Genomic DNA, 20,467 nt, shown 5'->3' with positions numbered 1-20,467 from the left:
CGGGCGGCATCAACGCCGTTCACCCGTATGGCCGCTGCGGGTGGTTCCGGGGGTCCTTCATGATCGCCGTGCAAGCAGGCACCGCACGGAGCGAGGAGCAGGCAATGAACGTACGGAAGAAGATCAGCATGTTGGCCATGGCGGGCGCGCTGGCGTTGGGAATGGCCTCGGCGCAGTCGCCGGCGAGTGCGACCTCGGGTGCCGCCACGGTGAAGTCCGCGCGGGCCGAGTGCGGGGTGCGTTCCGACGCGCGGCTGTACTGCGGCAACAAGGCCGGTGCGAAGGGGTACGCGGATCGGTCCTATCGTTCCGCGACCCGGGGGCAGTTGAACGGGACCTTCAGCTGGTTCCAGTGTTGGGGCCACGGCGACCCGCACCCCGGCGGCAACGACATCTGGTACTGGACCCAGCTCGACAACGGCGCCTGGGGCAACGTCCCCGCCGTCGACGTCTCGACCGGCCAGGACCCGGCACCCGGTCTGCAACAGTGCTGAAGTCGCCTGCTCAGGGGGCTGATTCAGAGGCGCCGACGACGTAGCGGATCGCGGCCGCGGCGTCGACCGCGATGTGTGTGGGGCGGAACGCCGGCTCGGTCCACGGGCGGCCGTTCGACACCCACACACTGCGCGCGTCGACGTCCGTCGCGCCCCGGATGTCGGCGTGGGCCGAGTCGCCGACGACCCAGGACGAGTCGAGCGACGCCCCGACCTTCGTCGCCGCCGCGTGGAAGATCTCCGGCGCGGGCTTCTTGTGACCGGCCGACTCGGAGACCACCCAGCCGTGGACCAACGCGTCGAGCCCGGTCTTCCGGATCTTCAACTCCTGTTGTGAGACACGGCCGTTGGTGACGATCACGCACGTCCAGCCGGCCGCGACGGCTTCGGCGAGGGCATCGCGCGTGGGCCCGCCCAGGGTGACGCGATCGGCGGCGCCCCGGTCGAGGAACCTCCGTACGGCATCGCCGGTCACCGCCCCGCCGTAGCGCTCGGTCATGGCCGCAGCGACAGCCTGCCTCGGCGTGTAGCCGCTCGCCTCGACCGACATCAGCCAGGCGAGATCGCTGGACGGCAGGCCGTGCGCGGCCAAGAACTCCGACACCGCGTCCCGGAACGCGGCGTCGCGGTCGACGAGGGTGTTGTCCAGGTCGAGCATCAGCAGTGGCATGTCTGCGGCTCCTCGCCTCCGCACCGATGAATGAGCCGGGCATCGGACGACATGAGCCGGGCATCCGCGCCTGACCCGCGGCTAATGCCCTGCGCGTAGCTTCGTCGCTGCGGAGCGTAACGATTACCCGGTGTGGGCAGTTCCCCGGAATTGTGGCCCGGGGAGGGACCGACCTGTGACAGCAGTGGTGTTGGTGCACGGGATAGGGAAGCAGCACGAGGTGGCGCGGACGCTGCACGGTCAGCTCGCGAACGCGTTGTGCGGCGGCGTCGAGTTGGCCGGAGGCGTGGCGCCGGACGCCCGCGAGATCGGGATCGCCTTCTACGGCGACCTGTTCAGAGGCGACGGGGAGAGGGGAGCGGGGGCGGCTCCTGAAGCCGACGACTCGCCGATCGAAGCCGAACTGGCCCTCCAGTGGTGGCGTGCGGCGGCTCGCATCGATCCGGAGAACGTTCAGTCGCCCGATGCCGCGACGGACGTGAGAGGCCCCGTCCCGCACACCGTCAAGGCCGCGCTGCGCGCGCTCAGCATGTCCCGGTTCGCGACCCGCATGACACGACACGCCCTGCTCGGCGAGCTGCGCCAGTTTCGGGAGTACCTCTACGGAGACATGCGTGAACCGGTGCTGGACAGGGTCCGTGGGCTGATCGACCGGGACACCCGGGTCGTGGTCGGGCACTCCCTGGGTTCGATCGTCGCGTACGAGGCGCTGTGCGCGCTCCCCGGTCACGGGGTCAGGGCCCTGGTCACCCTCGGCTCGCCGCTGGGGATCCGGCATCTCGTCTTCGCACGGCTGCGCCCCGAACCCCGGGAGGGCAGGGGCGTCTGGCCGGGTGACGAGGTGCGGTGGACGAACATCTGCGACCGCCACGACGTGGTGGCCCTGGAGGAACGCCTGTGCGGCCTGTTCGGCGACGACCGAAGAACGGTCGCGGACACCCCGCCGGCGGACGACACCGTGACGGAGACCGCACCCCCGCTGCTGGACCTGACGGTCGACAACGGATGGCGCGCCCACGACCTGGGGCACTACCTGACCGCCAAGCCGACCGGCGGTGCGATCCACAAGGGGCTGACACGATGACGTACTGGTTCTTCGCCGCAGGATCCGGCACGTACCAGGAACTCGATCCGATCGAGGACGTCCCGGACGAACTGCGCCGGATGAACGGGCTGTTCGAGGAGAGGCTGCTGTACACCGCCGCTCCGGAGCTGTCGGAGCGGAGCGCCGACGACCTGCGGAAGGAACTGGCCGGTGGGCCGCAGCGGGGCTTCGGGGCCGATGACACCGTGGTGGTCTACTACAGCGGGCACGGCCTGCGCGGTGGTGGACGGCACTATCTCGCGTGCACGGACACCATCCACGCCGCCCCGGCCGCCACCGCACTGGCGACCGAGGACCTGGTCCGCCTGCTCGCCGAGCGAGGGGTACGTCGGCTGCTCCTCGTTCTCCACACCTGTCACGCCGGTGCCGGCGGGGCCGAAGCCGTGCGCGACGTGGCCCGGATGGTGCTGGGCGAGTTCGCACAGCGCCCGGAGGCCTACCAGAAGCAGCAGTTGGTTTCGTTCTCCGTGCTCTGCTCCTCGCGCGCTTACGAGACAGCCGTCGGGCAGTCCTTCGCCCATGCCCTGGAAGCGGCGGTGAACGACGAGGCGTGCGGGGGAGTCCTCGCGAAGAAACTGCTGCTGGAAACGCTGGTGGACCATGTCAACGGCCGGCTCAAGGGCACCGCACAGCACGCCACGCACGCGACCTTCCTCAGCGAGGGAAGCGAATACGGGTTCTTCCCCAACCCCCGCTACAGGAAAGGCGTTCAGGAGGGGGCACCCCTGACACAGCAGCGGGCCGGCCACGACGGCACGGGGTTCGCCGGCCGTACGGCCGCACTGGAGCGGTTGGACGCCTGGCTGAACTCGCCCGCCGCGCCCGGAGGTTGGCTGGCCATCACCGGGGCGCCAGGTTCGGGCAAGTCGACGCTGCTGCGCGCGTTCCACCGCCGTGTCGAGGAGAGGGCGACCCCGGCGTACGGATTCGGGCCCACGGTCACGCTTCTTGTCGATGTGCGACACCGGAGGCTTGAGTACTTGTCCAGCCGCATGGCCGAGATACGCGGCTCCGCGCGTGCCGCGGTGGCGGCAGGGGGACGGTTCGTGCTCCTGGTGGACGGATTGGAGGAGGCGGGGCAGCCGGGCGACGACGAACCGCGCAGGATCGCCGAGCGGATGAAGGCGCTGACGACCGACTTGCCGCACATCCGCGTGGTGGCCACCGCGCCGAAATGGCCCGCCCGGCAGATGGGCGTCGGGGCGGAGGTGGACCTGGACGGGGAGGATCCCACCGAGGACATGACGGCCTACGCCGCACGGCTGTTGGTCGAGCCCGACGGCCCGGGAAGCGGGAGCGGCTGGTCCCCTGAGGAGGCGCGCACGGCCGCTCCTGACATCGTCCGGCTGGCCGGGGGCAACCACTTGCTCCTTCGTCTGATCGCCCTCCGCACGGCGATGGCGCCTCCCGCCGACGACGCCGGGCCGCTGGATCAGCACACGGAACCCCCCACCGTCACCCGCGCCTTCTTGGACCTGCTCAGGACCCGCTGCGCCGACGACCAGGAGTTCGGGACCGTGTGCCAACTGCTGACCTCCCTGGCCTTTTCCCGGGGAGCGGGACTGCCCCGGGCGAGCGGTCTGTGGTCGCGCGTCACCATGCGCGCGTCCGACATGCCGGAATCGCTGACGGAGGAACAGGTACAACGTGTCCTCGACATCGCGGCACCGCTGGTGGCCGAATGCCTGGACCCGGCCGGACGCTCGGCGTACCGGCTCCACCACGAGTCGTACGCCGAGGCGCTCAGGGACGAGGCTCCGAGGGGAATGGCCGAACGTGTGGAATGGGCCCTGCGGGAGGAGCTGGAAGAGTTGGCCGACATTCATAAGGACCGGCCATACCTGGACCCGGAAGCCCCGTGGGGAGATCCCGGGCAGGGGCCAACAGCGACGAAGCTGGCAAAGGACATCGCTGATCTCGTCCACGCCCGGGTGCAGGAGATCTACGTCGAGCTCGCCGGGACCCTTCCGAGTTGGTGGAAGGAGTTTCCCGAGACGGTGATCGTCACCAGCCCCAGTGGCTTGGAGATCAAGTCGCCCCCCACGGACACACAAGGGGGGCAGACCGTCGTGGTGCACGCCCCCGAGGGCGGCAACATGCACGTCCGCAGGTTCTCCCAGCAGAACCGGTGGGAGTGAACAGCCCGCCTACAACCGCGCCCTCTTCAACGCCATGTGTAACAACAACCGATCCTCCCCGTCGTCCAGATCCAGCCCCGTCAACTGCTCCACCCGCGACAGCCGGTAGTACAGCGTCTGCCGGTGGATCCCCAACTCGGCCGCCGTACGCCCCGCTTGGCCCGCGCAGTCGAGGTACGCCTCGGCGGTGCGGGCGAGTTCGTGGTGGGTGGGGGAGAGGAGGGGGGCCACCGCTGGATCGTGGGGGGAGTCCGGGGGGAGGGAGGTGAGGAGGCGGTACGGGCCGATGTGGGACCAGTCGGCCACCGGGGCGAAGCGGGGTTCGGCCAGGGCGGCGCGGGCCGCTGCCGTGGCTTCCTGCCAGGTGGTGGCCAGGTCGGTGAGGCCGGTGCGAGGGGTGCCGATACCGGCGACGGGGGCGGTCTCGCGCGGCGGTCGTGAGGCGTTGCTCGCCGGGGGAGTCCGGCCGTCTGTCGGTGGTCGTGAGGTGGTGTTCGCCGTGGGAGTGCCTCCGGCGGAAGACGGTTGCGAAGTGCCGCCGGCCCCCGCATTCCGGCCGTTCGCGGGGGGCCGTGAAGCCGCCCTCGCCTCGGGTCCTCGGGTGTTGCTTGGTACCTGTGCCGCCGTGCTTGCTCCGGGTCCTCGGGTGTTGCTTGGTACCTGTGCCGCCGTGCTTGCTCCGGGTCCTCGGGTGTTGCCTGGCGCCTGTGCCGCCGCCCTCACCCCGGGCCCCCGTACATCCCCCAACACCCGCGCCGCCGCGCTCGCCGCCGGAGTCCCCACGTCCGTCGAGCGGAGCCGTACCAGTACCGCCAGGCACTGCTGGTCCGCCGCGCCCCACGGCACCGTGCACAGTGCCGTCGCGTGCGGGACCGTACGGGCGGAGGGGGCGTCGTCCGGGTCGGCGGACGGCCAGGGGGCGACGCAGACCACCGTGTGCGGGCCGTCGCCGCGTGGGCCGAGGGCCGTGCGGAGGGCGGCAACCGCCATGTCCCGCTGCCAGCCGCGCTCGGCGGTGAGGACCGCGCGGAGCTCGCGCGTCAGGTCGGCGCCCGCCTGTGCCTCGTCCGCGAGGAGCGCGCCGATTCGGGCCGCGACCTGCATCGCCGCGTCCAACTGCGGAGCGGACGGGCCCGGATCGTCGTCGTCCAGGAGCCAGACGTAGCCGAGGACGACACCCCGATGGCGTACGGGGAGGCAGATACGGCCTCGGTAGACACCCGCCTCGGGGGTGGGCGGGATGCGGACCGGGCCGGTCGCCCGCGTGATGCCGAAGCCCTCGAACCACGTGCGGATCGCCGCCGTGGAGCGTCGGGTCAGGATCGAGCGGGTGCGGACCGGGTCCAGGGCCGACGGGTCCAGGTCGCCCTCACCGTCGTAGGCCCCGAAGGCGATCAGCTCGAAGTCGCGGTTCTCCAGGGTCGCGGGGGCGCCGAGGAGCTCCGAGATCTCGTCCACGAGTTCCTGGTAGTCGCCGCTGGAATCGGATGTCACCCGGGCATTCTCCCGCATTCTCGCCGGGCCTTCATACATCTGTCTGAGATCTGCGGCACGGATGCGTGACAGCTGTCGATGGTCGACGATCGGAGAGATCCCTAGGTTTCACGGTGGTCCTGTCTGCTGGTTCTGTGGAGGTGCCCCGTGCTGGGTCCCGTGATTCTCGCCGCCTCGCGCAGCGATCAGATGCGTCGGCTGATCTCGGCGGCGCCGGTGACCAAGCAGGTCGTCGACCGCTTCATCCCCGGCGAGACCGTGGACGAGATCGTGCCGATCGTCCAGGAACTCACCGCCAAGGGTCTTGAGCTGACGATGGACGTCGTCGGCGAGGACATCACCACGCCCGAGCAGGCCGCCGCAGCGCGCGACGCGTATCTCCAACTCGTCGACCGGCTCAAGGAGTTGGAGCTCGGCACCCGGGCCGAGATGTCCATCAAGCTCTCCATGTTCGGGCAGGCGTTGGACGGCGGGCACGAGCTGGCCCTCGCGAACGTCCGGCCCGTCGTCGAGGCTGCCGCAGAGATCGGTACGACCGTCACGCTCGACGCCGAGGACCACACCACCCTCGACTCGATGTTCGCGATCCACGAGGAACTGCGGAAGGACTTCCCGCAGACCGGCTGCGTCATCCAGGCCTACCTCTTCCGCACCGAGTCCGACGCCCGCCGCCTCGCCGAGGCCGGCAGCCGCGTACGGCTCGTGAAGGGCGCGTACAAGGAGCCCGCCGAGGTCGCGTTCCAGCAGAAGCACGAGATCGACAAGGCGTACGTCCGGATCCTGCGCATCCTGATGGAGGGGGACGGGTACCCGATGGTCGGCTCCCACGACCCGCGCCTCATCTCCATCGCCCAGGAACTCGCCCGGCGCGCCGGCCGCAAGCTCGACGAGTACGAGTTCCAGATGCTCTACGGCATCCGCAGCGACGAGCATCTGCGGCTCGCCGCCGAGGGTCACCGCATGCGCGTCTATACCGCCTACGGCACGGACTGGTACGGCTACTTCATGCGCCGCCTGGCGGAGAAGCCGGCCAACCTCCTCTTCTTCGCACGCTCGACCCTCACCAAGGGCTGACCAAGGCCTGACCAGGGGATTGACCCCAACACCCGCTCACGTACAAGGAGTTACGGATCTCATGGACGCTGTGACCCAGGTCCCCACCCCCGTCAACGAGCCGGTGCACGGCTACGCGCCCGGCTCTCCCGAGCGCGCCCGTCTTGAGGTCAAGCTCAAGGAACTGGCCGAGAACCCGATCGACCTGCCGATGACCATCGGCGGCGAGAAGCGGATGGGCGGCGGCGAGCGCGTGGACGTCGTACAGCCGCACAACCACAAGGCGCGCATCGGCACGTACGCCAACGCCACCCAGGACGACGCCCAGGACGCGATCGACGCGGCCCTCGCCGCCGCGCCCGCCTGGCGTGCGATGTCCTTCGACGACCGCGCCGCGATCATCCTGCGCGCGGCCGAGCTGCTCTCCGGCCCGTGGCGCGAGACCCTCGCCGCCTCCACCATGCTCGGTCAGTCCAAGACCGCCCAGCAGGCCGAGATCGACTGTCCCTGCGAGCTCGTCGACTTCTGGCGCTTCAACGTCAAGTACGCCCGCGACCTGCTCGCCGAGCAGCCCCCGGCGAACTCCGCGGGCGTCTGGAACCGCCTCGACCACCGCCCGCTCGAAGGCTTCGTCTACGCGATCACGCCGTTCAACTTCACGGCGATCGCGGGCAACTTGCCGACGGCGCCCGCGCTGATGGGCAACGTGGTGGTGTGGAAGCCGAGCCCGACGCAGACCCACTCGGCGGTGCTGTTGATGCAGCTGCTGGAGGAGGCTGGTCTCCCCAAGGGCGTCATCAACCTCGTCACCGGTGACGGCATTGAGGTGTCGAAGGTGGCCCTTGAGCACCGCGACCTCGCCGCCATCCACTTCACCGGGTCCACCAAGACCTTCCAGTACCTGTGGAAGACGGTCGGCAACAACATCGAGAAGTACCGCTCGTACCCGCGTCTGGTCGGCGAGACCGGCGGCAAGGACTTCGTCGTCGCCCACCCGAGCGCGGACCGCGCGGTGCTGAAGACGGCGCTGACCCGGGGCTCCTTCGAGTACCAGGGCCAGAAGTGCTCCGCGTCCTCCCGGGCGTACATCCCGGCGTCGATCTGGAACTCCGGTTTCAAGGAGGAATTCGCCGCCGAGGTCGACTACTTGACCATGGGTGACGTCACCGACCTCTCGAACTTCATCGGCGCGGTCATCGACGAGCGCTCCTTCGCCAAGAACAAGGCGGCGATCGACCGCGCGAAGGCGGACCCCAACTGCACGATCGTCGCGGGCGGTTCGTACGACGACTCGGTCGGCTACTTCGTCCGCCCGACGGTCGTGGAGTGCAGCGACCCGACCAACGAGGTGTTCACCACTGAGTACTTCGGCCCGTTCCTGGCGGTCCACGTCTACGAGGACGAGAACTACGACGAGATGCTGACCCAGATGGAGTCGGTGTCCGACTACGCCCTCACCGGCTCGGTCATCTCCAACGACCGTGCGGCGGCGGCCTACACGATGGAGAAGCTCCGCTACGCGGCCGGCAACTTCTACATCAACGACAAGTCGACCGGCGCGGTCGTCGGCCAGCAGCCCTTCGGCGGTGGCCGCTCCTCCGGCACCAACGACAAGGCGGGCGCCCCGCAGAACCTGATGCGCTGGACGCTGACCCGCGCGATCAAGGAGACGCTGGTGGCTCCGACGGACTACACGTACCCGCACATGGGCTGAGGTTCGGACAGGTGATGTGAGGGGCCGGGCGGTTGTCCGGCCCCTTGTGTTTCTCCGAATGGGCCGGGCCGGTGAGCCTCCGTCTCCGATACTGACCCCGTGACCATCCGTATGCGCACCGCCCACACGGCCGACCTCACCCCGGCCGACCTCCGTGCCGCCCGCGAGCTGCTGGACGCGGCCTTCGCCGGTGACCTCACCGACCAGGACTGGGAGCACGGGCTCGGTGGCGTTCACGCGCTGCTCGCCGACGACACCGGGCGGCTCCTCGCGCACGGCTCGGTCGTCATGCGGCGGGTGCGGTACCGGGGGCGATGGCTGCGGGTCGGGTACGTGGAGGGGGTCGGTGTGCGGCCCGATGCCCGGCGGCGGGGGTACGGCGGGCTCGTCATGGGTGAGCTGGAGCGGATCGTCGATCACGCCTACGACGTCGGGCTGCTCGGGGCCAGTGATGACGGGGCCCGGCTCTACACCGCGCGCGGCTGGCGGCTGTGGGGCGGCAAGATCTCCGCGCTCGGGCCGGACGGGATCGTTCATCTGCCCGAGGAGGAGGACAGTACGTACGTCCGGACCGCGCTTGCCGGGTCCCTCGACCTCGGCGAGCATCTCCTCTTCGACTGGCGTGACGGGGATGTGCTCTGACCGCCCGGATCACAAAAGTCCAGGTCAGGCGCGTGTGACTCGTTTCACCGTCTCAGATAGTAGGAAGTCCGAGTAATTGTGGAGACAGATGCGCGGTCCTGTCCTAGCTTTGTAGAAGCCGAACGTCTCGCTAGACCAAGCGAATGGCGGTCGTGAGCCGGACACCGTGCAGGTAACCCCTGTGGTCCGTCGCTCCCCGTCTCTCTGGGGGCACCTCCCACGCCCATTAGGCAGTGGGGGAGTCTCGTAACCCCCTTCAGTACTCCAGGAATTATCGAAGGAGTCGGTTCTCCATGGCCGAGACGACCGTCCGCCCCCGCGTCCGCCACGTGTCCCGCACGAGCGAGTCGGAGCGCAAGAACGCCGCCGCCGCCCTCCAGCGCGCCCTCGACCGCCGGGACAACGGCGGCGAGACCGGCCACTGAGCCGACGTAGCGCCGGGAAGCCTTAAAAAAAGCACGCCCATCTTGAAGCACGCCCACAAGCCGGGAGCCGCGCCCGCACGAGGTGCGGCGCGGTCTCAGCGACCGCGCCGCACCTCGAAGTGGTCGACGCGCTTGCCGTTCCCGTCGAGGGCCGACACCTTGAGCCGGGGCGTGCTGCCGCTCTCCGCCTCCACGGACAGCAGCGAGAAACCCCGGTAGCGCACCCGCGACCACTCCACCGTCTCCGCCTGCGTGTGCTGGCCCTTCTCCCACCGCACGGTGTCGACCGTCCCGTGCCGCGTGACGTGCCCCTCGTAGCTCTCCTTGACGCCCGCCGGGAAGCCGTACAGATCGCGCCCGCCGCCGCCCGCCGTGACGTAGACGATCCCGTCCTTCGTCGGATCGGTCGACGCGCCGATCGGGACGGACCTGCCCACCTTGCCGTTCTTGATCGCGTCGGTGCGCTCGTAGACGTGGTTGTGCCCGTTGATCACCAGGTCCACCTGGTGCTTGGCGAACAGCGGCAGCCATTCCGCCCGTACCCCGCCGTCCGAGGCGTGCGACGAGGTCGAGTACGCGCAGTGGTGGAAGAAGACGACCACGAAGTCGACCTCCTTCGTCGCCCGCAGCTCACGCAGCCGGCCGTCCAGCCACTTCGTCTGCTTCCCGTCCGTGTAACCGAGGTTGGCGGTGATCTCGTACGACACGTCGTTCGCGTCGAGCGCCACGACGCCGACGTTGCCGTAGACGAAGGAGTACACGCCCGGCGCGTGCGACGGGTCGAAGCCGTTCTCCGGGAGAGACCAGCGGGCGAGTTGGCCGCCGTAGCCGTCGGGGGAGTACCAGGCCTCCATGTCGTGGTTGCCGGTCGTCACCATCCACGGGACGGAACGGGAGACGGGCTCGTTCTGCTTGAGGAACAGGTTCCAGTACGTCGGGTCGTAGCCGTCCGTCGTCTTGCCGAGGCCGTTGGTGTCGGCGTAGCAGATGTCGCCGGCGTGGAGGTGGAAGGCGGGGTTCTCGCGCAGGACGACGTGGTCGTTGGCGGCGGCGGCGTTGCTCACGCCCTGGTCGCCGAAGGCCGTGAACACGAACTTCTCGGGGTTCGCCGGGGCGGTGCGGAACTCCCCGATGGTCGAGCGGTGTTGCGGCGCGGCCGGGTCGAAGCCCTCGTGGCCTACGCCGTAGTAGTACGTCGTGCCGGGGCGGAGGTCGTCCAGGGCCGCGTGGACGTAGTACTGCTCGACGGCCGGGCGGACGCCGGTCAGGCCCGGTGTGTGCAGGTCGCGTACCTCGGCGGTGATGCGGCGGCTCAGGTCGTCCGGCTTCAGCCCCACGCGTACGTACGGCTTCTTGACCGCGAACGGGACCTGCCAGGAGATCCGCATCGCCGTCTTCGGGTCGGCGCCGAAGGCGAGGTGGCGGCCGAAGGGGGTGACGACCGCGCCGGGCACCTTGGAGGTGGCCGGGGCGGTCCCCTTTTGATCGCTCGTCCCCGTACCCCCACACCCCGCCAGCAGGCCCCCCGCCGCCACCGCGCCCGCCGTCACCAGCGTCCGGCGCCGGGTCAGCTTCGTGCGCAGGTACTCGTACTGCTCGGCCATGCTCATCCGGACCGCGAGATGCTCCGGGATGCCGACGTCGGGTACGGGGGGTTCGGGGGGTGTCCCCCCGATAAGCACAGTCATGTCGATGAAGCTCCCCCAGGATTCCAACGGGCGCCATGCGTAAGGGTGAACGTACGTCGAACGGCCGACACCGGCGCCCGGGAGCCGTCCGCACCCCGTCCGCATCATGGACACCCGGTGTCATCCCATGGGACGCGGAGTACGGTGGCGGGCATGTCTCGCAGCATCGATCTCGCAGTGATCCCCGGTGACGGCATCGGTCAGGAAGTCGTGGCCGAAGGTCTGAAAGTCCTCTCCGCCGTCCTTCCGCAGGATGTGAAGCTGGAGACCAAGGAGTTCGACTTCGGCGCCCGGCGCTACCACGCCACCGGTGAGACCCTCACCGACGCCGACCTGGCCGCGCTGAAGCCGCACGACGCGATTCTGCTGGGCGCGATCGGTGACCCGAGTGTTCCGTCCGGGGTGCTGGAGCGCGGCTTCCTGCTGAAGCTCCGCTTCGCCTTCGACCACCACGTGAACCTGCGGCCGAGCAAGCTGCTCCCGGGAGTGGCGACCCCGCTCGCCGGTGAGCCGGAGATCGACTTCGTCGTGGTCCGCGAGGGCACCGAGGGCCCGTACACCGGCAACGGCGGCACCATCCGCAAGGGCACCGAGCACGAGGTCGCCACCGAGGTCTCCGTCAACACGGCCTTCGGTGTCGAGCGCGTCGTCCGCGACGCCTTCGCCCGCGCCCAGGCCCGCCCCCGCAAGAAGCTCACGCTGGTCCACAAGAACAACGTGCTGACCTTCGCGGGCCACCTGTGGACGAACGTGTTCAACAAGGTCGCGGCCGAGTTCCCCGAGGTCACCACCGACTACATCCACGTGGACGCGGCGACGATCTACCTCGTCACCGACCCGGCCCGCTTCGACGTGATCGTCACCGACAACCTCTTCGGCGACATCATCACCGACCTCGCCGCGGCCGTCTCCGGCGGCATCGGCGTCGCCGCGAGCGGGAACATCAACCCGTCCGGCGAGTTCCCCTCGATGTTCGAGCCCGTGCACGGCTCCGCGCCCGACATCGCGGGCCAGGGGAAGGCCGACCCCACCGCCACGGTCCTGTCCGTCGCCCTCCTCCTGCGCCACCTCGGCTACGAGGCCGAGGCCGTCCGCATCGAGGACGCCGTCTCCGCCGACCTCGCGGAGCGCACCGGCAAGCCCGCGCGCAGCACCACCGAAATCGGCGACGCGCTCGCCGTACGAGTAGCCGGCTGACCCCGCCGCCACTCGAAAAACTCACGCAGTATTTCGAAGCCGCCGGGTCGCAACCGCACCCGGCGGCTTTTCTTACGTCCCCGCCGGGTGCCACCATCATCCCTGGGTCGCATTCACGCCGTTTTCGTCCACGGTCAACCTCGCGCGATAATCGAACGCGGAGCCGCGGAATGAGGGAATGCTCGGACGTCCTAACACTGGCCACTGGCAGTCGAGGGCGTGAGCGCGGCCCGTCACACACAACCGGTGAAGGACAACCACTCATGACGACGCCCACGATCGAGCTCAAGCCCTCGGCCTCGCCACTTTCCGCCGCCGAGCGCGACGCGATTCTGACGAACCCCGGGTTCGGCCGCCACTTCACCGATCACATGGTGACGATCAAGTGGACCGAGGGCCGCGGCTGGCACGACGGCCAGCTCGTGCCGTACGGCCCGCTCTCCCTCGACCCCGCGAACATGACTCTGCACTACGCGCAGGAGATCTTCGAGGGCCTCAAGGCGTACCGGCAGGCCGACGGTTCCATCGCGACCTTCCGCCCCGAGAAGAACGCCCGCCGCTTCCAGACCTCCGCCCGCCGGCTCGGCATGCCCGAACTGCCGGTCGAGACGTTCATCGAGGCCTGTGACGTGCTGGTCGCGCAGGACCGCGACTGGGTCCCGGCGCACGGCGGCGAGGAGTCCCTGTACCTCCGCCCCTTCATGATCGCGACCGAGGTCGGCCTGGGCGTGAAGCCCGCCAACGAGTACCTCTTCCTCGTCATCGCCTCCCCGGCCGGCGCCTACTTCCCCGGCGGCGTGAAGCCCGTCTCCATCTGGGTCTCCGAGGACCACGTCCGCGCCGTCCCCGGCGGCATGGGCGACGCCAAGACCGGCGGCAACTACGCCGCGTCCCTCCTCGCCCAGGCCGAGGCCGCCGAACAGGGCTGCGCCCAGGTCTGCTACCTCGACGCGGTCGAGCGCAAGTGGGTCGAGGAACTCGGCGGCATGAACCTGTACTTCGTCTACGGCGACCGGATCGTCACCCCGACCCTCACCGGCTCGATCCTGGAGGGCGTCACCCGCGACTCCCTCCTCACCCTCGCCCGTGACCTCGGCTACACCGCCGAGGAGGGCCGCGTCTCCATCGACCAGTGGCAGCGCGACTCCGAGAACGGCACGCTGACCGAGGTCTTCGCCTGCGGTACGGCCGCGGTCATCACCCCGGTCGGCACGGTCAAGCGCACCGGCGCCGAATGGCACCAGTCCGCGGGCGAGCCCGGCGAGGTCACCCTCCGCCTGCGCGGCGCCCTTCTCGACATCCAGCGGGGCGACTCCGTCGACAAGCATGGGTGGATGCACCCGCTGGGCTAGACCCAACTCCCGGTCGAGCCTCGTAAGTCGGTTCGACACGTAGCTCCTCCCCCGTACGGGCATCTCCAGAATCCGCGGGGGAGGAAGCACGGGTGAACGGAGGGTCGCCGCTGGTGAGACCACGTCGGCTCCTTCGCGCACTGTGCACCCCGCGCCGCCCGCAGGACTCACCGTGCTCTCCCTGCTCGCCGCCTGCGTGGGCCTGTTGCTGTGGTTCGCCAAGCGCATGGACCACTACGGCGAGAACCTCGCCCTCAACCTGGGCACCGACATCGTCGGCGTCGTCATCACCGTCTTCGCGATCGGCCCGCTGATCTCCCGCGCCGAGGAGGGCCGGGTCCGCGCACACACCCGGCTCGACTACGAGTGGTTCAGCGCCCAGGCCCACGGCTCGACGTCGAACGTCACGGTCCTCGACACCTTCTCCAACCTGTTCGGCCCGTGGTACTCCCCACGACCAATCGATGCTCCTGTCGAAGCGACCGACGGCCGCCGGGAGTTCACCCGCCGCTTCGTCCTCGTCGACGGCTGTCTGTACGCCGCCGGGCACGACCTCGTGTCGTACCTGGCCCGCTGTTGCCTCAACCAACTCTCCGCCTATAGCGCGGACTTGGATGTGTCAGGCCCGCACGAGTCGATCGTCGTGGACTGCGGGAGTGACCTGCGCGAGCTGCTCAGGCAGCACGTCACAGAGAAGTACGATCGTCGCCGACCGCATTCGCCGGATTGCGGCCACGGTCCTGGTCACGGAATAGAGGCCCGGCACTTTATGACTATCGACGAAGCGATCCTCCGTGCCGAAGCACGAGCAACACTCGGCGACTGGCTCCTGAAAGCCTTGACTGTCGCGGCGTATCTCGCCGTTCCCAGCTTGATCTGCCTCGCCCTTCTGGCTGTCCACAGCACTGCCTACGTGCCGTTGGCCGCGCCCATCGTCGGAGCCGCCGCAGCGCTGCTGCTGGTGGCACATCGCCCCTGGCGACATGCCACACAGCGCTGCAAGGCGAGGCGGGAAGCCAGGAGCTCGCTGTAGGCCGACCTACAGAGCAGCCTGCGGAGCGGCCACGTTCCCCCCACACCTCTTCGACTACCTCCGGTCCCACCCCTAAGCCACCAGCGCGCTGATCACGCGCGGCGCCAACTGGTGATGAGCCGAGGTCCTTCGCCGCTACGTCGATCCCCTCCTGGAGATCGACACGATCCGCTCCGGCCTCGCCCGCACGGTCCGCGGTCCGGTCATGTCCGCGATGCCGGGCAAGGTCTGCGTCGACGGACTCGCGGAGGTGGCTGGCGAGAAGGTCTTCGTCCTCCCCCGATCCAGGCCCGCGCCCCGTCCCTCGTCGACCGCCCGTTCTTCGCGGCCTACGACGAGAGGGTGACGTGATTCACCGACCTGAATCCGGCGTTCGGGGCGAGCGAGTTCCTGCCCGGGCTGGCCGCGTGATCCGGCACTCGGCGTTCGTGCCGACCTTGCTGGGGGTTGCGCCCCCAGACCCTCGCCTTCGGCCTAAGCGGCCTCGTCCTCAAACGCCGGACGGGCTGAGATGGCTGGGCTTTCGACAGAACACGCCCCGCGTTGCAGCACCGTGTACACCACACCTCCCACCGCCCCCGACAACAGGAAACTGCAGTCCACCCCACCGGTCAGCGACAACAACGGCCCCTCGTACGACGGCAACGACACCGCGAGCAGACCAACCCCCGCACCCACCGCCCAGGAGACCACCGCCGGGACGTTCCACCCCGCCCGGAACCAGTAAATCCCGCCCCGGGAACGGCGATTGAAGACCTGGAGGGCGTCCGCGTCGTAGACACCACCGCACCGCACGAAGCCGACGAGCGTGATCACCGCCCACGGTGTGCCGATCGCCGTCAGGAGCAGCACGAAGGACGTCATCGCGGACTGGGCGTTCCAGGCGTAGTGGCCGACGAAGACGCAGACCATCGCGACGACCGCGACCGTGCAGGTGGCCCGCGCCCGGGACGCGCGCGGCAGGATCGCGTCCAGGTCGAGGCCCATGGAGTAGAGCATCAGACCCGCGTTGCCGACCGACCCGGCGGACGCGGCGAGCAGCAGTGGGACCAGGTACCAGCCGGGGGAGGCCGACACCAGCGGGCCCGCGTAGTCGAGCGCCGCCCGTGCCCCGAACGCCGTGAACGTACCGAAGAGTTGGGGCACCAGGAGCCCCGCGATCAGCCCGAGCCAGGTCGCGTGCAGCACCCGGCGTGAGGTGTGGCGGACCGGGGAGATGTAGCGCGTGTAGTCCCCGAGCAGGGTGATGAACGCGATCGGCCCGGACAGCCCCGCCGCCACCGTCGCCAGACACCACGTGGGCCAGAACCCGCCCAGCAGATAGCCACCCGCCCCCGGCAGCGCGCCGGTCGTGAAGTGCGGGGCGTACGCGATCACGCCGAGCGCCAGCAGGGCCGTCATGCCGATGGACAGCACCCGGGACATGGCCAGCAGCACCCGGTAGCCGTACACCGCGCCCGCCACGGTCGCCGCCGCGAGCACCGCGTAGACGACGGCGTACGACACCCCGTCCGCCGGCAGCCCGAACAGCCGCCCCAGCACGCCCACCATCACATCGCCGCCGATCCACACGGTCAGCGCGGTGTAGCCGAGGGCGAGGAGCAGGCCGACGACTGATCCGACCAGCCGGCCCCGCACCCCGAACTGCGCGCCGGACGACGTCGACAGGTTGGTCGCGGTACGCAGCGAGACCAGCGCGAGCGGTGCCGTGAACAGGGTGCCGACCACCGTGCCCGCGACGATCGAGGAGACCGACGCCCACCAGTCGAGGCCGAACGACGGCGGCAGCCAGCCGAAGATGATCACGCCGAGGCAGAGGTTGGAGCCGAGCAGGATCGACACGAGATCACGCGGACCGCTGGTGCGTTCCACGTCGGGGACGGTGTCGACTCCGCGCTGTTCTATCGGCATGGTGGGCCACCTCTTTCTTAGAGTGATGTTCAATGTGAACCGGGCGATGGTGGCGCGTCAACCATTTCGGATATGGCTTTTACCGTTTAGAGTGATGCTCTAAAGGAGGGATACGGGATGAGGCTCACCCCCACGGAACGCGACCGCCTGCTGCTGTTCTCGGCCGCCGAACTGGCCCGCGCCCGCAAGGCGCGCGGCCTGCGGCTCAATGTGCCGGAGGCCACCGCGCTCATCGCGGACACGGTGTGCGAGGCCGCCCGGGACGGGCGGCGGCTGGCCGAGGCCATCGAGCGCGCGCGGTCCGTCCTCGGCCCCGACGACGTCCTCCCGGGCGTCGCCGACGTCGTCACCGAGGTGCATGTCGAGGCCGTCTTCGACGACGGTTCGCGGCTCGCAGTGGTCTCGGACCCGATCGGCGGGGGACTGGCCGGGGACGCCCCGGGCGCCCTGCTCCCGGGACCCGCGCACGCCGAACCCGAGGCCGTCGTCCGCGTCACGGTCACCAACACCGCGACCGTCCCCGTCTCAGTGACCTCCCACTTCCACTTCTTCGAGGCCAACCCGCGCCTCGACTTCCCCCGCGCCGAGGCCTACGGCATGCGCCTCGCCGTACCCGCCGGATCCTCCGTCCGCTTCGGCCCGGGCGAGAGTGCCGAGGTCGGCCTACTGCCCATCGGCGGCGAGCGTGTCGCGATCGGTTTCGCGGGCCTCGTCGACGGCCCGCTGGACGCGCCGGGCGCGAAGGCGGAGGCGCTTCGTCGCGCAACTGCCTGCGGCTATCTGGGAGTTGAGCTGTGAACCCGTACGAGTACGCCGCCACCCACGGCCCCCGCGCGGGCGACCGCGTCCGCCTCGGCGACTCCGGGCTGACGATCCGCGTCGAGTCCGACTCGCAGCGCTACGGCGACGAGTTCCTCGCCGGGTTCGGCAAGACGGCCCGCGACGGACTGCACCTCAAGGCCGCCGCCGTGCGCGAGACGTGTGACGTCGTGATCAGCAATGTCGTCGTGATCGACGCCGTGCAGGGGATCCGGAAAGTGTCCATCGGGATCCGGGAAGGGCGGATCTGCTCGATCGGGCGGGCCGGTAACCCCGACACCCTCGACGGGGTCGACGTCGTCGTCGGCACGGGTACCTCGATCGTCTCCGGTGAGGGGCTCATCGCCACCGCCGGTGCCGTCGACACCCACGTGCACCTGCTCTCGCCGCGCATCATGGAGGCCTCGCTCGCCTCCGGGGTGACCACGATCATCGGGCAGGAGTTCGGCCCGGTGTGGGGCGTCGGCGTCAACTCGCCCTGGGCGCTGCGCCACGCGTTCAACGCCTTCGACGCCTGGCCGGTCAACATCGGCTTCCTGGGCCGGGGTTCGTCGTCCGACGCGGCCCCGCTGATCGAGGCGCTCGCCGAGGGCGGGGCCAGCGGGTTCAAGGTGCACGAGGACATGGGCGCCCACACCCGCGCGCTGGACACCGCGTTGCGGGTCGCCGAGGAGCACGACGTCCAAGTCGCCCTGCACAGCGACGGGTTGAACGAGTGCCTGTCCGTCGAGGACACCCTGCGCGTCCTGGAGGGCCGGACGATCCACGCCTTCCACATCGAGGGCTGCGGCGGCGGACACGTGCCGAATGTCTTGAAAATGGCGGGAGTTGCGAACGTCATCGGCTCCTCCACCAACCCCACGCTGCCCTTCGGCCGGGACGCGGTCGCCGAGCACTACGGCATGATCGTCTCCGTCCACGACCTGAAGACGGACCTGCCCGGCGATGCCGCGATGGCCCGCGATCGCATCCGCGCCGGGACGATGGGCGCCGAGGACGTGCTGCACGACCTGGGCGCGATCGGCATCACCTCGTCCGACGCGCAGGGCATGGGCCGCGCCGGGGAGACCGTCCGCCGTACCTTCGCGATGGCCGGGAAGATGAAGGCCGAGTTCGGCGCGCTCGACGGTTCCCCGGAGACGGACCACGACAACGAACGCGTCCTGCGCTACATCGCCAAGCTGACCATCAACCCCGCCATCGCCCACGGACTTTCCCACGAGGTCGGCTCCATCGAGGTCGGCAAGCTCGCGGACATCGTGCTGTGGCGGCCGGAGTACTTCGGCGCGAAACCGCAGCTGGTGCTGAAGTCCGGGTTCCCGGCCTACGGCGTGGTCGGCGACCCGAACGCGGCGACCGACACCTGCGAACCCCTCGTCCTGGGACCGCAGTTCGGCGCGCACGGCAGCACGCCCGCCGACCTCTCGGTGGCCTTCGTCGCGCAGGCGGCCCTTGACCAGGGCAACGACTCGATGCCAACTCGGCGTCGGCGCGTGGCAGTTCGCGGCACGCGAGGCATCGGGCCCGCCGACCTGCGGCTCAACTCCCGTACCGGAGCGGTCGATGTGGACCAGCGGACCGGCCTGGTCACCCTGGACGGCGAGCCGATCCGCTCCGAACCGGCCGACTCGGTCTCCCTCAACCGCCTCTACTTCCTCTAGCACCCAGAACTTAGACACCAGAACGTAGAACCTAGGACTTGGGACTTCTGATGAGCTTCCGTATGCCCCCCGAGTGGGCCCCGCACGAGCGCACCTGGATGGCCTGGCCCGGACCCAACCCGACGTTCACCAACGCCGGGGAACTGGCGGAGGCCCGTACCGCCTGGGCGTCCGTGGCCCGTGCCGTGCGCCGCTTCGAACCGGTGACGATGGTGCACGGTCCGGGGCAGGGCGAGTCGGCGCGCGAACTCCTCGGCCCGGACGTCGAGTTGGTCGAGCGTGAGCTGGACGACGCGTGGATGCGGGACATCGGCCCCACGTTCGTCACCGACGGAAACGGTCAACTGGCCGCCGTGGACTGGACGTTCAACGGCTGGGGCGCCCAGGAGTGGGCCCGCTGGGAGCACGACTCCAAGATCGCCCGCCATGTCGCCGACCTGGCCGGAGTCCCCGCACTCAGCAGCACCCTCGTCAACGAGGGCGGCGCGATCCACGTCGACGGCGAGGGCACGGTCCTGCTCACGGAGACCGTCCAGCTCGGCGCCGGCCGCAACCCCGGCTGGACGAAGGCGGACGTCGAGGCGGAGATCCACGCCAAACTCGGCACCACAAAGGCGATCTGGCTCCCGCACGGCCTCACCGGCGACTACGGCGTCTACGGCACCCAGGGCCACGTCGACATCGTCGCCGCCTTCGCCGCGCCCGGCACCGTCCTGGTCCACAGCCAGCGCGACCCGGCGCACCCGGATCACGCCCGCTCGCAGGAGTACCTCGCCCTCCTCCGCGCCGAGACCGACGCGAGGGGCCGACGCCTGGAGGTCGTAGAGGTCCCGGCCCCTACCGTCCTGGAGGCCGACGGTCACTGGGCCGACTACTCCTACATCAACCACTACCTCTGCAACGGCGGGGTCGTCCTCTGCGCCTTCGACGACCCGAACGACGAGGTCGCGGCCGGGATCTTCCGGCGCCTCTTCCCCGAGCGGACGGTCACGCCGGTGGACGCCCGTACGATCTTCGCGGGCGGTGGAGGCATCCACTGCATCACCCAGCAGCAGCCGAAGGTCCAGTGAC

17 protein-coding genes and 1 pseudogene are annotated in these 20,467 nt (G+C 69.7%); 14 read left to right on the top strand and 4 right to left on the bottom strand.

Annotation, left to right across the window (positions count from 1 at the left end):
• The first annotated feature begins 104 nt into the window (after window positions 1-104).
• A complete protein-coding gene (locus tag ACIBK4_RS01920) occupies window positions 105-494 on the top strand; it encodes a hypothetical protein (RefSeq protein ID WP_398991175.1) in 390 nt (129 codons plus the stop codon).
• Between the two features lie 10 nt (window positions 495-504).
• Here the strand turns inward: ACIBK4_RS01920 and ACIBK4_RS01915 are convergent, their stop codons facing one another.
• Window positions 505-1,164: an HAD family hydrolase gene (locus tag ACIBK4_RS01915; RefSeq protein ID WP_398991173.1), complete on the bottom strand. Its 660-nt coding sequence runs from the start codon at window positions 1,162-1,164 to the stop codon at window positions 505-507.
• A 175-nt stretch (window positions 1,165-1,339) separates the two neighbouring features.
• Between ACIBK4_RS01915 and ACIBK4_RS01910 the strand changes: the two genes are divergently transcribed.
• Window positions 1,340-2,248 carry a hypothetical protein gene (locus tag ACIBK4_RS01910; protein WP_398991172.1) on the top strand — a complete coding sequence of 303 codons (909 nt, stop codon included), beginning with the start codon at window positions 1,340-1,342 and terminating at the stop codon, window positions 2,246-2,248.
• Entirely contained in the window at window positions 2,245-4,407 is a 2,163-nt protein-coding gene (locus ACIBK4_RS01905; protein ID WP_398991170.1) for an AAA family ATPase, read from the top strand. The genes ACIBK4_RS01910 and ACIBK4_RS01905 overlap by 4 nt, the downstream gene beginning before the upstream one ends.
• Before the next feature lie 9 nt (window positions 4,408-4,416).
• On the opposite strand, the gene ACIBK4_RS01900 is transcribed toward ACIBK4_RS01905, so the two are convergent.
• Complete coding sequence (locus ACIBK4_RS01900) at window positions 4,417-5,919, bottom strand: helix-turn-helix domain-containing protein (protein WP_398991169.1); 1,503 nt, start codon at window positions 5,917-5,919, stop codon at window positions 4,417-4,419.
• A gap of 129 nt (window positions 5,920-6,048) precedes the next feature.
• Here ACIBK4_RS01900 and ACIBK4_RS01895 point away from each other — a divergent pair, with 129 nt between their 5' ends.
• From ACIBK4_RS01895 to ACIBK4_RS01880, 4 genes are all read left to right on the top strand, one after another.
• Window positions 6,049-6,975, top strand: coding sequence for a proline dehydrogenase family protein (locus tag ACIBK4_RS01895; protein WP_398991167.1), 927 nt, complete (start codon window positions 6,049-6,051; stop codon window positions 6,973-6,975).
• A gap of 61 nt (window positions 6,976-7,036) precedes the next feature.
• A complete protein-coding gene (gene pruA, locus ACIBK4_RS01890) occupies window positions 7,037-8,668 on the top strand; it encodes an L-glutamate gamma-semialdehyde dehydrogenase (protein WP_398991166.1) in 1,632 nt (543 codons plus the stop codon).
• Between the two features lie 99 nt (window positions 8,669-8,767).
• Window positions 8,768-9,310, top strand: coding sequence for a GNAT family N-acetyltransferase (locus ACIBK4_RS01885; RefSeq protein WP_398991163.1), 543 nt, complete (start codon window positions 8,768-8,770; stop codon window positions 9,308-9,310).
• 293 nt (window positions 9,311-9,603) lie between these two features.
• Window positions 9,604-9,735, top strand: a complete 132-nt coding sequence (locus tag ACIBK4_RS01880; protein ID WP_327401110.1) for a hypothetical protein — start codon at window positions 9,604-9,606, stop codon at window positions 9,733-9,735.
• Window positions 9,736-9,830: 95 nt separating this feature from the next.
• On the opposite strand, the gene ACIBK4_RS01875 is transcribed toward ACIBK4_RS01880, so the two are convergent.
• Entirely contained in the window at window positions 9,831-11,423 is a 1,593-nt protein-coding gene (locus ACIBK4_RS01875) for a purple acid phosphatase family protein (protein WP_398991161.1), read from the bottom strand.
• Between the two features lie 153 nt (window positions 11,424-11,576).
• On the opposite strand from ACIBK4_RS01875, the gene ACIBK4_RS01870 reads away from it, so the two are divergent.
• The 4 genes and pseudogenes from ACIBK4_RS01870 to ACIBK4_RS01855 all read left to right on the top strand — a co-directional run.
• Window positions 11,577-12,620 carry a 3-isopropylmalate dehydrogenase gene (locus tag ACIBK4_RS01870; RefSeq protein WP_398991160.1) on the top strand — a complete coding sequence of 348 codons (1,044 nt, stop codon included), beginning with the start codon at window positions 11,577-11,579 and terminating at the stop codon, window positions 12,618-12,620.
• Between the two features lie 263 nt (window positions 12,621-12,883).
• The gene (locus tag ACIBK4_RS01865) at window positions 12,884-13,972 is read left to right on the top strand and encodes a branched-chain amino acid aminotransferase (protein WP_398991157.1); all 1,089 of its coding nucleotides are present in this window, start codon (window positions 12,884-12,886) and stop codon (window positions 13,970-13,972) included.
• A gap of 172 nt (window positions 13,973-14,144) precedes the next feature.
• Window positions 14,145-15,005: a hypothetical protein gene (locus ACIBK4_RS01860; RefSeq protein WP_398991155.1), complete on the top strand. Its 861-nt coding sequence runs from the start codon at window positions 14,145-14,147 to the stop codon at window positions 15,003-15,005.
• Window positions 15,006-15,180: 175 nt separating this feature from the next.
• Window positions 15,181-15,341: pseudogene (locus ACIBK4_RS01855) on the top strand (lysine 2,3-aminomutase); the annotation flags it as partial.
• Between the two features lie 138 nt (window positions 15,342-15,479).
• Here ACIBK4_RS01855 and ACIBK4_RS01850 read toward each other — a convergent pair.
• The gene (locus ACIBK4_RS01850) at window positions 15,480-16,916 is read right to left on the bottom strand and encodes a cytosine permease (RefSeq protein ID WP_398991153.1); all 1,437 of its coding nucleotides are present in this window, start codon (window positions 16,914-16,916) and stop codon (window positions 15,480-15,482) included.
• A 117-nt stretch (window positions 16,917-17,033) separates the two neighbouring features.
• Between ACIBK4_RS01850 and ureA the strand changes: the two genes are divergently transcribed.
• Genes ureA through ACIBK4_RS01835 form a run of 3 tightly spaced genes read left to right on the top strand, consistent with a single transcriptional unit; the run spans window position 17,034 to window position 20,466 of the window.
• Window positions 17,034-17,714 carry an urease subunit gamma gene (gene ureA, locus ACIBK4_RS01845; RefSeq protein ID WP_398991151.1) on the top strand — a complete coding sequence of 227 codons (681 nt, stop codon included), beginning with the start codon at window positions 17,034-17,036 and terminating at the stop codon, window positions 17,712-17,714.
• Entirely contained in the window at window positions 17,711-19,396 is a 1,686-nt protein-coding gene (locus ACIBK4_RS01840; RefSeq protein ID WP_398991149.1) for an urease subunit alpha, read from the top strand. Before ureA ends, ACIBK4_RS01840 begins: the two co-directional genes overlap by 4 nt.
• A 50-nt stretch (window positions 19,397-19,446) precedes the next feature.
• On the top strand, window positions 19,447-20,466 hold the full coding sequence (locus ACIBK4_RS01835) for an agmatine/peptidylarginine deiminase (protein WP_398991147.1): 1,020 nt from the start codon (window positions 19,447-19,449) through the stop codon (window positions 20,464-20,466).
• Window position 20,467 lies beyond the last annotated feature (1 nt).

Origin of the sequence: Streptomyces sp. NPDC050528 (assembly GCF_044457795.1) — a bacterium.
GTDB lineage: Bacteria > Actinomycetota > Actinomycetes > Streptomycetales > Streptomycetaceae > Streptomyces.
This window is presented reverse-complemented; position numbering and strand designations above follow the sequence as displayed.

Excerpts from the sequence above, each read along its gene's own strand:
- ACIBK4_RS01865 (WP_398991157.1), top strand. The coding sequence starts at position 12,884 with ATGACGACGCCCACGATCGAGCTCAAGCCCTCGGCCTCGCCACTTTCC.
- pruA (WP_398991166.1), top strand. The coding sequence starts at position 7,037 with ATGGACGCTGTGACCCAGGTCCCCACCCCCGTCAACGAGCCGGTGCAC.
- ACIBK4_RS01900 (WP_398991169.1), bottom strand. The coding sequence starts at position 5,919 with ATGCGGGAGAATGCCCGGGTGACATCCGATTCCAGCGGCGACTACCAG.
- ureA (WP_398991151.1), top strand. The coding sequence starts at position 17,034 with ATGAGGCTCACCCCCACGGAACGCGACCGCCTGCTGCTGTTCTCGGCC.
- ACIBK4_RS01915 (WP_398991173.1), bottom strand. The coding sequence starts at position 1,164 with ATGCCACTGCTGATGCTCGACCTGGACAACACCCTCGTCGACCGCGAC.
- ACIBK4_RS01920 (WP_398991175.1), top strand. The coding sequence starts at position 105 with ATGAACGTACGGAAGAAGATCAGCATGTTGGCCATGGCGGGCGCGCTG.
- ACIBK4_RS01875 (WP_398991161.1), bottom strand. The coding sequence starts at position 11,423 with ATGACTGTGCTTATCGGGGGGACACCCCCCGAACCCCCCGTACCCGAC.
- ACIBK4_RS01835 (WP_398991147.1), top strand. The coding sequence starts at position 19,447 with ATGAGCTTCCGTATGCCCCCCGAGTGGGCCCCGCACGAGCGCACCTGG.
- ACIBK4_RS01870 (WP_398991160.1), top strand. The coding sequence starts at position 11,577 with ATGTCTCGCAGCATCGATCTCGCAGTGATCCCCGGTGACGGCATCGGT.
- ACIBK4_RS01880 (WP_327401110.1), top strand. The coding sequence starts at position 9,604 with ATGGCCGAGACGACCGTCCGCCCCCGCGTCCGCCACGTGTCCCGCACG.
- ACIBK4_RS01905 (WP_398991170.1), top strand. The coding sequence starts at position 2,245 with ATGACGTACTGGTTCTTCGCCGCAGGATCCGGCACGTACCAGGAACTC.
- ACIBK4_RS01850 (WP_398991153.1), bottom strand. The coding sequence starts at position 16,916 with ATGCCGATAGAACAGCGCGGAGTCGACACCGTCCCCGACGTGGAACGC.